The following is a 12,182-nucleotide window of genomic DNA, read 5'->3' on the forward strand; positions in this document are numbered from 1 at the left end:
TCAATTAATGGGACTGTTCCCATTTTGTTTTTTGCCTTCGGATGGCAATATTAAAATTAAGAAATGGGAATGTTCCCATTTATAAAAACAAAATGATGAATCGAATGTATCCAATACAGGGTGGACAAAGTTATGAGTAAGATTGCGCGTAAAGACGTGGAGCGTCTTATTGAGCTGGTCGGGGGGCCGGACAACATTGCCAGTGTAAGTCACTGTTTAACTCGCTTGCGTTTTGTTCTAAATGATACGGACAAAGCAGATACGAAACAGTTAGAAGCATTACCGATGGTGAAGGGCTGTTTTACCAACGCAGGCCAGTTCCAAGTGGTTATCGGTACTGAAGTGGATGAAGTTTACAAGGTACTGATCGGACTGACGGGTAAAAGTGAAGCCAGCAAAGACGAAGCGAAGAACGCTGCTCGTCAAAACATGAATATCGTTGAGCGTGGTATTTCCCACCTTGCAGAAATCTTTGTACCACTGCTACCAGCGATCATCACCGGTGGTCTGATCCTTGGTTTCCGTAACGTGATTGGCGACATCAAGATGTTTGATGGTCAAACGCTAACGGAAATCAGCCAGTTTTGGGCAACGGTACACTCTTTCTTATGGCTGATTGGTGAGGCGATCTTCTTCTTCCTACCGGTTGGCGTGTGTTGGTCGACAGTGAAAAAGCTCGGCGGTACTCCGATTCTGGGTATCACGCTTGGTGTAACATTGGTTTCGCCACAGTTGATGAACGCCTACCTGATTGGTAAGCAAGTACCCGAAGTGTGGGACTTTGGCTTATTTGCCATCGAGAAAGTGGGCTATCAGGCGCAAGTGATTCCAGCAATGCTTGCTGGTATGGCTCTGGCGTTTATTGAAACCAACTTAAAACGCATCATTCCGTCTTACCTTTACCTAGTGGTCGTGCCGTTTGTCTCAATCATTGTGTCTGTGATTCTTGCGCACTCTATCATTGGTCCATTCGGTCGTATGTTGGGTGACGGCGTGGCATTCGCAGCAAAAGCAGCCATGACGGGTGACTTCGCAATGATTGGCTCAACCATCTTCGGCTTCCTATACGCGCCATTGGTCATTACTGGTATTCACCACACCACCAACGCGGTTGACCTTCAATTAATGCAAGAGCTAGGCGGCACGCCAATTTGGCCTCTGATTGCGCTTTCAAATATTGCTCAAGCGTCTGCGGTCGTCGGCATCATTATCATCAGTAAAAAACACGGCGAGCGTGATATCTCAGTGCCTGCGGCTATCTCTGCTTACCTTGGCGTGACTGAACCGGCGATGTACGGCATCAACTTGAAATACAAGTTCCCAATGTTGAGCGCGATGATCGGTAGTGCGTGTGCTGCTGCTATTTGTGGTAGTGCGGGCGTAATGGCGAACGGTATCGGTGTGGGCGGTTTGCCGGGCATCTTGTCTATCCAACCGCAGTTCTGGGGCATTTTTGCTTTGGCTATGTTAGTCGCAATGCTGGTACCTGTTGCATTAACGTTAATTCTTTATAAGCGTGCACAAGCCAAAGGTGAGCTTGAGCCTGCAAACGCGTAATTCTATTTGAGGCAGTGACTTGGCTGCCTCCTCCTATTTTTCTTTTCAAATTTTAAGTTTCCGATTACTGGTAAGTGAGTGTTAGAAATGGCTATGACCAAGCATGATGAGAGCTGGTGGAAAACCGCAACCATCTATCAAATTTACCCAAAAAGCTTTTGTGACAGTGGCAGTAAAGGCACGGGCGACATCAAAGGGATCATTTCTAAGCTGGATTATCTTAAGCATCTTGGTGTGGATGCGATTTGGCTGACGCCGGTTTACCAATCGCCAATGATCGACAACGGTTATGACATCTCCGATTACTACTCGATCAACCCTGAGTTCGGCACGATGCAAGACTTTGATACTTTGCTAGCAGAAGCGCATCAGTTGGGTATTCGTATCATCATGGACATTGTAGTGAACCACACGTCGACAGAACACAAGTGGTTCCAATCCGCACTGGGTGATAAAAACAGCCCATACCGTGATTACTACATCTGGAAAGATCCGGTAGATGGTGCTGAACCAAACAACTGGCAATCAAAGTTTGGTGGCAACGCTTGGGCGCTGGATGAAAAAACAGGCCAGTACTATTTGCACCTTTTTGCTAAAGAGCAAGCGGACTTAAACTGGGAAAACCCAGTAGTGCGTGAAGAAGTGAAAGAAGTCATCAGCTTCTGGGCAGAAAAAGGAGTGGATGGTTTCCGTCTCGACGTTATCAACCTGATTTCCAAGCAGCAAGATTTTCCAAGTGACGATATTGGTGATGGTCGTCGTTTCTACACGGATGGTCCACGTGTGCACGAATACCTTCAAGAGATTAGCGAATCTGTGTTTCAAAAATACGGCAGCGTGACGGTGGGTGAAATGTCTTCCACTACGCTAGAGCACTGCCAGCAATATTCTTCGCTAGACGGCAAAGAGCTATCCATGGTGTTCAACTTCCATCATCTGAAAGTCGATTATCCAAATGGTGAAAAATGGACCAAAGCGCCGTTTGATTTCATTCAGTTAAAACAGATCTTCAATCATTGGCAAACGGGCTTAAATGGCAAAGGGTGGGGGGCGCTGTTCTGGTGTAACCACGACCAGCCACGCGTTGTGAGCCGATTAGGTAACGACGAGCAATACCGTGTTGAATCTGCCAAGGTGCTTGCGGCATCAGCGCACATGATGCAAGGCACACCTTATGTTTACCAGGGGGAAGAGATCGGCATGACCAACCCGGGTTATACCGAAATCAGCCAATATCGTGATGTTGAAAGTACTAACATGTACGACATCATGGTCAACCGTGATGGTGTATCTCATGACGATATGATGGCGATCTTGGCACAGAAGTCGCGTGATAATTCACGTACACCAATGCAATGGAACAGTGCAAAACACGCGGGCTTTACTGAGGGAACGCCGTGGCTTGAAGTGGCGCAGAATTACTCTGAAATCAATGCTGAAGCTGCGGTTGCCGATTTGAACTCGGTGTTCTACTTTTACAAGCGTCTGATTGAACTGCGTAAACAGGTTCCAGTCATCACCGATGGCCGTTATGAAGATTTACTGCCAGAGCACAAACGTATTTTCGCTTACGCTCGTCAGAACGATAAGCAAACGCTGCTGTGTATCAATAACTACTATGCTGAAGAGGTGGAATGCGTTCTGCCAGAACGTTTTGATATGAGTAAAGCGAAAAACTTGCTATCTAACTATCAAAACTCAGCGAGCGCAGTCGCGTCAAACCATCAAGTGTTACGACCTTACGAAACTCGTATTTTATTGATAGAAGAATAAACTCGGGTGTCATCACCCCTAAGATTGATGTTCGAGATGAAGGCTTTGGTGTGCTCCCCAAAGCCTTCTTTTATTGAGATATCTATAAAAAATGCAAGCTTATTTTGTTTCAATCGCTGTTAGCTGCACTTTCTCTTCGTTGATTTGTACTTGTTGTACTTTCAGCAGTTCAATTTGTTCTATCAGACCTAAGCTCGGATTAAACCAACGTTCTGCCGAAGTGGCGAACTCCATTGAGTCCATATCATCACAGTTTAGGTTGTAGATGTTCTCTTCCATCAGGTATGCCGCTTCAATTTTCTTGCCTGAGATCGAGAACGCTTTACGCACGCCAGTTTCTCGGATTTGCTGTTGCCAAACCACTTGGCAAGATGCTGTCATAGGAAGGTTTTGTACCCACTCATGCTCTTCAAAACGGTCTAGTAGGTTGTGAACTGAGTAGCCTGTAAGAGTGGTTTGCAGAGACATAGTTTCTTCACCGATGTCAATATTCGGGCTTTTCTCTTTTACGTCGTCACCGTTTAGGCGGAAAATCGGACCGCTGTGCATAAGCATGGCAATAAACTGATGACCAATGAAATAAGCGTCAGTGATTTCATGGAGTGCACCATCTGATCCTGCAAAGTAAAGCGTATTGCTCTCTTCGTCGTCGTTGTACTGCTCGTCTGAATAGTAGAACTGTTCGGCGCCGTAGTTCATCAAGTCATTAACCAACTGGACCATTGCCTCGCTGTTTGGGATTTGTGCCAATGCTGCCAATATTTGCTCGCTATCCATCGCTTGGAAGCTCAGTTTCATGTCGCCCTCTGGTTGGCCATCCAAGCTAAACGAATAGCTCAATTGTGTGTTTGGTACAGGAGCGAAAATGGAGTTGTGAATCGAGACGTCGAAACTTTCTTGAGGCACTTTGTTTGGATTCGCACTGCCAGAAGACGAACCTCCGCCACAGCCGTAAAGAGCCAGAGTTGCTGCTGCGATAAGCGTCATTTTGTTTAGCATGGTTTACATTCCTGATTGATAAGGCCGCTTCATGTTGGGCCGTTGCTTGAATGCGAGCATGCTAAGTTCAGCGAGAGAAAAAGGGCAAAAAACAAAAGATAACAGGGGTTAATGAAAGCTTAATTTTATATTTAGGTCTTTGTTTTATTTGGGTTTATTTCGTTGGCTACATTAGTGCAATACTCGTTAATGAGCGCTTTCCATCGGCTTATGATTTCTTGATCGGTCACACTAACATGCAACGTTTTCCACGGTTGGAGGCAAGTCTCTTTGGATTCAGATTGAGAAAGACGCTCAAACAAGGTTTCGGAAGGTAAAACGCGCAGCAGCGCCACCAGTGATTCCATGTAGTTGAGACGGAACTGTTCAAGTTTGTTCTGCTTGTAAGCAATGTGAGACACAAAGGTATAAATCAGTGCGTTTTGGATGCGTGAGTCGCCATCTGGTGTCGTTAACAGAGCTTTTGCCCTGTCTAAGTTACCTAATTTGAAATGCAATAGACCTAACCAGAGGCTCAGCTCATCTGGCAAAACATCAAACGACGATTGTACTTGAGTTAAATACGCTTCCAGCTTTTGATGTTCGTGCTCGTATAAGGCGAGATGTCTTGCCGTTGTTATAGCCGCAAACTCATCAGATTGTCGGAGAGGTTGGCTAGAAAAGGCATTCTCGAATAACATTTTTTTGTGAATATCCGAAAGCTGCCACGTACTTGCCGAAGGTGCAGGCAGATTGAAGTATTGCGCGACATCCGAGTGCATTTGGAAAATATCCGATTGTAAGTCAGATAAACGCAGTGTGTACTCATTGCGAAACGCTAGCTTGCCCGTCGCAGGATAAATAAGGTTCATCTGCGCTTTCAAGATGCCCTGTTTTGTGCCGTCTTTTAACTCGATATTGAGCTCGTAGTCGCTGGTCTGCATGTTTCGTGCGCCAGGGAAATATGGCGCATGACCGATAGGATCAAGAAAGTAACTGGGAGCATCTTGGTTGGCGATGTCGGTGTATGGATATTCGACCTGTTGTTGCAGCAAGATGGCTTTGACCAGTATGCGGTATTTTCGCGCCTGAGAGCCGATTGAATCGACACGGTTGAGTAGTAGCTCGACTTTGGGAATCAGTAGTTGATGACGTGTTTGTTGTGTTGAGATTTCTTGGCGTTGCCATAACAAGCTTGCGAGCGTCACGCTACAAACTGCAAGTATGGCACACAAGCTATAAGCAAAAATCAGCTTGAAGTTCTTATTCCTCGCAACCTGAGTTGGGATAACGCGTCGATGGCTTTTCGCTGGTGGCACCAAACGAATATTGGCAGGGTTAAGAAAGTAGCCTTTGCGGGGGTAAGTGACTAAAAGCTTAGCGGCATCGTATTCGGGTAAGTACTGCTGTAGCAGGGCACGTAAGGTGCTAATGCGGTTCGTGAGCACATTCTTAGAGATGAACTTGCTCTGCCAAATGGTTTCAATAATGGTGTCAGCAGAGAGTGGGTGGCCAACGCTTGTTAACAGCAGTTCTAATAATTCAATGGTGCGAGGTTCAAGATCAATCGCGATAACATCTTGATGAAGGGTCTGTGTCTTCGGGTTATAGATCAGCTCTCCAATCGCAATACAACTGTGAGTCTGTTTAGCTTGTTGCAGAAAGTCGCGCATACCGTACCGATCTATTTGGAAATCGCGAAGTATTATATAGCGATTGGAGCGCGAAATCTTATAAATCGCGCTTCAATCATTATCAAAAATTTATGAACCGTAGGTCACGGAATAGCGGTGCGGTTTGTGGTTCATCGCTAACACGAGATTGAGTGCAAACGCCCCCAAAATTGAAAGGCCAATCACTTCTGGTGTGACAAAGAAGAATGAAGCAAACAGGATACATGCATCGATTGCCATTTGGCTTTTGCCAACTGAAATGCCAAATTTGTCTTGGATAAACAAACACAGCACGTTAAAGCCACCCAAGCTGGAGCGATGTCGGAATAGGATCAGCATACCGAGCCCCATTAAAAGCCCGCCTGCGACGGCGCAATAAACTTCATTTACCGATTCGAGCGAGATTAGCAAATAAAGATGATCGGCAAAGATAGAAACCAACGCGCCAGAAATGGCACTATTAATGGCGAAATGACGGCCGAAGCGTTTCCATGCTAGTAAGTAAAAAGGACTGTTTGCTAAAAAGTACAGCACACCAAAGGTAAAAGGTGTAAATTGGCTAATAAGCAGAGCCAATCCAGTCGTGCCTCCCGTTAGAAGGTTCGCGGATTGGAGAAAGAAAACGCCTTGAGCTACTAAAAAGGTACCCGTGAGAATCGCTATCCAGTCTTCTTTTAATGAGTGTTTTTCCATCAATATTGCAGTCATTAGTGATAAATAAGGCGTGCATAGTAGTAAAAAGATGATCTTTTCGGTAGCTAGAGGGTAAAATTTACGGTAAACCTATGTAATTGCTGTTTTACAGGGTGTAAAGCACAAATTTGACAGGCAATAGATTGTCGTTATGCGATTGCAATGCTGGCATGGTAAACATTGCTTGTCATCATGAAAAAACTGCATGAGAAAAATTGTAAATTTCTCTTTATGACCTAAATCAAATTATGTAGAATGCGCGCCATTAGGGTGACGAAAACGTTTGCGTCGGGTCATTCAACAGTTTTTTTGCAACTTTCAGTACTAATCTGAGTCAGGAGATACAGATGCTTAAGCGTGATATGAACATCGCAGATTACGATGCGGAACTGTTCGCAGCTATCCAGGAAGAAACTCTTCGCCAGGAAGAACACATTGAACTTATCGCTTCTGAAAACTACACAAGCCCACGTGTAATGGAAGCGCAAGGTTCTCAGCTAACGAACAAATACGCTGAAGGCTACCCAGGTAAGCGTTACTACGGCGGTTGTGAGTACGTAGATAAAGCTGAAGCACTAGCAATTGAGCGTGCATGCCAACTATTTGGTTGTGAGTACGCTAACGTACAGCCTCACTCAGGTTCTCAAGCAAACAGCGCAGTTTACATGGCGCTTCTTAACCCTGGCGATACAGTTTTAGGCATGAGCCTAGCGCACGGTGGTCACCTAACTCACGGTTCACCAGTAAACTTCTCGGGTAAGCACTACAACGTTATCCCTTACGGTATCGATGAAGCTGGTCAAATCAACTACGACGAGATGGAACAGCTAGCACTTGAACACAAACCTAAGATGATCATCGGTGGTTTCTCTGCTTACTCGCAAATCGTTGATTGGAAACGCATGCGTGAAATTGCTGACAAAGCAGGTGCTTACTTATTTGTTGATATGGCGCACGTAGCTGGTCTTATCGCTGCCGGTGAATACCCAACACCAGTACCGCATGCTCACGTGGTAACAACAACGACGCACAAAACACTAGCAGGTCCTCGCGGTGGTCTTATCTTGTCAAATGCTGGCGAAGATATGTACAAGAAATTGAACTCAGCAGTGTTCCCTGGTGGTCAAGGTGGCCCTCTAATGCACGTTATCGCTGGTAAAGCAGTAGCGTTCAAAGAAGCGATGGAGCCAGAGTTCAAAGCTTATCAAGCTCGCGTAGTGAAAAACGCAAAAGCAATGGTTGGTCAGTTCCAAGAGCGTGGCTACAAAATCGTATCTAACGGTACAGAAAACCACTTGTTCCTTGTTGACCTAATCGACAAAGATATCACTGGTAAAGACGCAGACGCGGCACTAGGTGCTGCAAACATCACTGTAAACAAGAACTCAGTACCAAATGACCCACGCAGCCCATTCGTAACGTCTGGTATCCGTGTAGGTACGCCAGCGATCACTCGCCGTGGCTTCACTGAAGAAGATGCAAAAGAGCTAGCAAACTGGATGTGTGACGTTCTAGATAACATCGGCAACGAAGAAGTTATCGAAGCGACTAAACAGAAAGTGCTAGAAATTTGTAAGCGTCTACCGGTTTACGCCTAACTGTTCTTCATAGAATGAGTCGATTTCGGTGTCGAACATACTCATTTGCTCGCGTAAACTCCGTGTGTTCTCCTAGAACTCGACTCATCTATTTTGAACATTGATATACTAAAGGCCCTCATTTGAGGGCCTTTTTGTTTGTCTGGCGTTTGGAATGAGATATAGCGAGAGGGTGTGATAAGGGGATGGCTACCAACACTGTCCCTTTTCAATATATCCAAACCACGTCATTCCGACGAGCCGAGACGAGATCAGGAATCTTGTTGAGGCACACTCTTTTACTCAGAGTTTCCCTAAAAATCATCAGTATTCTGAAAACAGATTCTGAATCACGCTCGTTCCTCGCTGTTCAGAATGACGGTGGTAGAATGGCTTTTTATCATCATTTGCCAGATACAAAAAAGGTTGGCACTGAGCCAACCTTTCTTTTCAAAACAAGCGAGAGCTTATTTAATCTCGATACCTTGAGCTTGCATATCGGCATGGTAAGAAGAGCGAACAAATGGACCACACGCTGCATGCGTGAAGCCAAGTTCTAGTGCAACTTCTTTTAGCTCGTCAAACTCTGATGGTGGAACGTAACGTTCTACTGGCAAGTGGTGACGGCTTGGCGCTAGGTACTGGCCTAGAGTCAGCATCGTTACGCCGTGTGCGCGTAGATCTTTCAGTACTTCGATGATTTCTTCTTTGGTTTCACCAAGACCCATCATCAAACCAGACTTGGTCGGTACATCGGGATGCTGCTCTTTGAACTTCTTAAGAAGCTCAAGTGACCATTTATAGTTCGCACCTGGGCGAGCTTTACGGTAAAGACGTGGCGCTGTTTCTAAGTTGTGGTTGAAGACATCTGGCGGATTGTCTTTCATTAGATCAAGCGCTACATCCATGCGACCACGGAAGTCAGGAACCAGTGTTTCAATCTTAATATGCGGGTTTAACGCACGGATCTCGCGGTTACAATCGGCAAAGTGTTGTGCACCGCCGTCACGCAGATCGTCACGGTCAACAGAAGTGATTACTACGTATTTCAGCTTCATATCGGCAATGGTTTTCGCCAGTTTTTGAGGCTCTTCTGCTTCCGGTGGTAATGGGCGGCCATGAGCAACGTCACAGAAAGGACAACGACGAGTACAAATAGCACCTAAGATCATGAAGGTAGCTGTACCGTGGTTAAAACATTCCGCTAGGTTCGGGCAAGATGCTTCTTCACATACGGAGTGAAGTTTATTCTTACGCATCGCCGCTTTGATGTCTTGAATTCGTTGGCTGTCGGCTGGTAGCTTGATCTTCATCCAATCAGGCTTACGTAGCACTTCTTTCTGCTCTGTAGGCATGTTCTTTACGGGAATCAATGCCATTTTATCGGCGTCACGATATTTAACGCCTTTTTCCATCTGGATTGGTTTGCTCATGCTTTATTACCTTGAGAAGGTGCTTCTGTGCTGAATTCTACTTGCTCATAATCGAGCAAAGTAACGAGTTCTTCTATTAATTGTTTTTCTACGGCTTCTACATTGTCTGGGCCGCCAAATTGGCTGACCTGAACCATTTCCATACCTTCATAACCACAAGGGTTAATACGCAGAAACGGTGTTAAATCCATATTTACGTTCAAGGCTAAACCATGAAACGAGCATCCTTTACGAATGCGTAAACCGAGAGAGCATATTTTCTTACCGGCAACGTAGACACCTGGTGCGTCAGGTCGCGCGGCTGAGTCAATATTGTATGCTTTTAGCGTGTTGATCACGAGGTTCTCGATTGTGGTAACGAGATCTCGTACACCTAATTTTTTGCGGCGTAGGTTGATCAAGAAGTAGGCGACCAACTGACCAGGGCCATGATACGTAACCTGGCCTCCGCGATCACTTTGTACAACAGGAATATCGCCAGTGTTAATCAAGTGCTCAGCTTTACCTGCCTGTCCTTGCGTAAATACTGGGTTATGTTCTACCAACCAGACTTCATCACGGGTTTCTTCTGTGCGTTGGTCGGTGAACTCATGCATCGCCTTCCATACAGGCTCATAGTCTTGGCGGCCAAGTCGTTTTACAACAAGTTGGTGTTGCATGGGAATTCCTGTTGCTAATATATAAAGTTTTTGGATTATAAACCGGATAACCTTGATGCTCTACCGCTGAGTAACAGATTTTTAACTGAAAGCGATGTAAAGTTTTGTTATCTGGTTGATAAATAAAAAGAAAGCAGCCGAAGCTGCTTTCAAAAAAAATTTAATCTATCAAAAAATTATAGAACCATGCGCACGATGTCAATTTCACCTAACTCTTTGTATAGCGTCTCAACTTGCTCGATAGACGTTGCAGTGATGTTGATTGATACCGAGTGGTAGTTGCCCTTAGCACTTGGTTTAACGGTCGGGCTGTAGTCACCTGGAGCATGGCGCTGAATAACTTCAAGAACAAGCTCTGGAAGTTCAGGCTTTGCATGACCCATTACCTTGTAAGTAAATGAACAAGGGAACTCAAGCAGGTCTTTTAATTTTGCATCAGAGTTGATGGTTAGCATATCGATAACTCCAGTAGATATTCGTTGCGGTGCGAAATAGTACAGTCAAATTAGGGGGAACTCAAGACGAGGATCTCAAACTTAAAAAGCCGCCCTTTCAGGCGGCTTTGCGAATAAGTTTGCTACTCTAACGTCCTTCTTAGAAGAAGCTCTTGAATAACAATACGATGTAATCCCACATGCGGCTAAATAGACTACCTTGCTCTACGGTTTCTAGTGCCATTAGTGGGTATTCGGCAATATCTTCACCATCGATCTGATAGTATAGCTTACCAACTACATCACCTTTATTAATTGGGGCTTCTAGCTCTTTTTCAAGGACGAAGCTGGCTTTTAGGTTTTTCGCTTCACCACGTGGTAGTGTTACGTAAGTATCTTGGTCAAGGCCTAACGCTACAGTGTCTTTGTTACCCATCCACACTTTTTCTTCAACGAACGTTTCACCTGCTTTGTGCGGTGCTACTGTTTCGAAGAAACGGAAGCCGTAGCTTAGTAGCTTTTTGCTTTCTGACTTACGAGCATTGGCATCTTTAGTACCCATAACGACCGCAACCAAGCGCATTTGACCTTCAGTTGCTGAACTTACTAGGCTGTAACCCGCATTACTTGTGTGACCCGTTTTGATACCGTCAACGTTCATGCTCTTATCCCAAAGTAGACCGTTACGGTTGTATTGGGTGATGCCGTTGTAAGTAAATTTCTTCTCTGAGTACACTCGGTACTCATTTGGTACGTCACGGATAAGTGCTTTACCTAGCAGTGCCATGTCGTATGGTGTTGAGTACAATTCTGCGTTATCTAAGCCATGAACGTTGGCAAAGTGCGAGTTAGTCATACCCAATGTGTTGGCCCAAGCGTTCATTAGGTCAACAAACGCATCTTCTGAACCTGCAATATGTTCTGCCATCGCAACACAGGCATCGTTACCTGACTGGACGATGATACCTCGGTTCAGGTCACGTACTTTAACTGTTGTGCCTACTTCAATGAACATCTTTGATGAATCAGGGAAGTTTTTCGCCCACGCATTTTTACTGATGGTGACATCATCATCTTCTGAGATATTACCACGGGCTAGCTCTTGGCCGATTACATAGCTGGTCATCATCTTAGTCAGACTAGCTGGAGACAATTTTGTGTTCATCTCTTTCTCTGCCAGTACTTTACCTGAATGGTAATCCATCAGCACGTAGCCCTTCGCCGCGATTTGAGGGGCATCTGGAACAACGATAGGTGATGCAAGAGCAGATTGAGCGAAAGTTGCAGAAAGGGCAACCGAAGAAACGAGAATAGATTTCACAAACTTATTTTTATTCATGGTAATTCAAATTTTTGGGTTAACTGCAGACATCTTATCAGAATCCCTAGTTATGTAAGAGGGGGA

The 12,182-nt window shown here is 45.1% G+C and carries 10 protein-coding genes; 3 read left to right on the plus strand and 7 right to left on the minus strand.

The features are described from left to right. The first annotated feature begins 132 nt into the window (after nt 1–132). Nucleotides 133–1,557: a PTS trehalose transporter subunit IIBC gene (treB, locus tag R7Z49_RS15470; protein WP_170890797.1), complete on the plus strand. Its 1,425-nt coding sequence runs from the start codon at nt 133–135 to the stop codon at nt 1,555–1,557. 87 nt (nt 1,558–1,644) lie between these two features. Continuing rightward, the gene (treC, locus tag R7Z49_RS15475) at nt 1,645–3,330 is read left to right on the plus strand and encodes an alpha,alpha-phosphotrehalase (protein ID WP_132937044.1); all 1,686 of its coding nucleotides are present in this window, start codon (nt 1,645–1,647) and stop codon (nt 3,328–3,330) included. 99 nt (nt 3,331–3,429) lie between these two features. Here treC and R7Z49_RS15480 read toward each other — a convergent pair whose 3' ends face one another. The 3 genes from R7Z49_RS15480 to R7Z49_RS15490 all read right to left on the minus strand — a co-directional run bounded on the left by R7Z49_RS15480 (nt 3,430) and on the right by R7Z49_RS15490 (nt 6,674). After that, on the minus strand, nt 3,430–4,329 hold the full coding sequence (locus R7Z49_RS15480) for a hypothetical protein (RefSeq protein ID WP_132937043.1): 900 nt from the start codon (nt 4,327–4,329) through the stop codon (nt 3,430–3,432). Nucleotides 4,330–4,460: 131 nt separating this feature from the next. After that, nucleotides 4,461–5,981 carry a transcriptional regulator gene (locus R7Z49_RS15485; RefSeq protein WP_054700862.1) on the minus strand — a complete coding sequence of 507 codons (1,521 nt, stop codon included), beginning with the start codon at nt 5,979–5,981 and terminating at the stop codon, nt 4,461–4,463. Between the two features lie 90 nt (nt 5,982–6,071). After that, complete coding sequence (locus tag R7Z49_RS15490) at nt 6,072–6,674, minus strand: YitT family protein (protein ID WP_017635671.1); 603 nt, start codon at nt 6,672–6,674, stop codon at nt 6,072–6,074. A gap of 347 nt (nt 6,675–7,021) precedes the next feature. On the opposite strand from R7Z49_RS15490, the gene glyA reads away from it, so the two are divergent. After that, nucleotides 7,022–8,272: a serine hydroxymethyltransferase gene (gene glyA, locus R7Z49_RS15495; RefSeq protein WP_005381985.1), complete on the plus strand. Its 1,251-nt coding sequence runs from the start codon at nt 7,022–7,024 to the stop codon at nt 8,270–8,272. A 446-nt stretch (nt 8,273–8,718) separates the two neighbouring features. Here glyA and lipA read toward each other — a convergent pair whose 3' ends face one another. The 4 genes from lipA to R7Z49_RS15515 form a co-directional block, all read right to left on the minus strand. Next, nucleotides 8,719–9,684: a lipoyl synthase gene (gene lipA, locus R7Z49_RS15500; RefSeq protein ID WP_005391329.1), complete on the minus strand. Its 966-nt coding sequence runs from the start codon at nt 9,682–9,684 to the stop codon at nt 8,719–8,721. Beyond that, the gene (lipB, locus tag R7Z49_RS15505) at nt 9,681–10,343 is read right to left on the minus strand and encodes a lipoyl(octanoyl) transferase LipB (protein ID WP_005384137.1); all 663 of its coding nucleotides are present in this window, start codon (nt 10,341–10,343) and stop codon (nt 9,681–9,683) included. Before lipB ends, lipA begins: the two co-directional genes overlap by 4 nt. Nucleotides 10,344–10,519: 176 nt before the next feature. Further along, entirely contained in the window at nt 10,520–10,798 is a 279-nt protein-coding gene (gene ybeD / locus R7Z49_RS15510) for a DUF493 family protein YbeD (RefSeq protein ID WP_005384135.1), read from the minus strand. 139 nt (nt 10,799–10,937) lie between these two features. Continuing rightward, on the minus strand, nt 10,938–12,116 hold the full coding sequence (locus tag R7Z49_RS15515; protein ID WP_005384132.1) for a serine hydrolase: 1,179 nt from the start codon (nt 12,114–12,116) through the stop codon (nt 10,938–10,940). Nucleotides 12,117–12,182 lie beyond the last annotated feature (66 nt).

The organism is Vibrio sp. 1562 (genome assembly GCF_033340155.1).
Taxonomy (GTDB): Bacteria; Pseudomonadota; Gammaproteobacteria; order Enterobacterales; family Vibrionaceae; genus Vibrio; species Vibrio alginolyticus.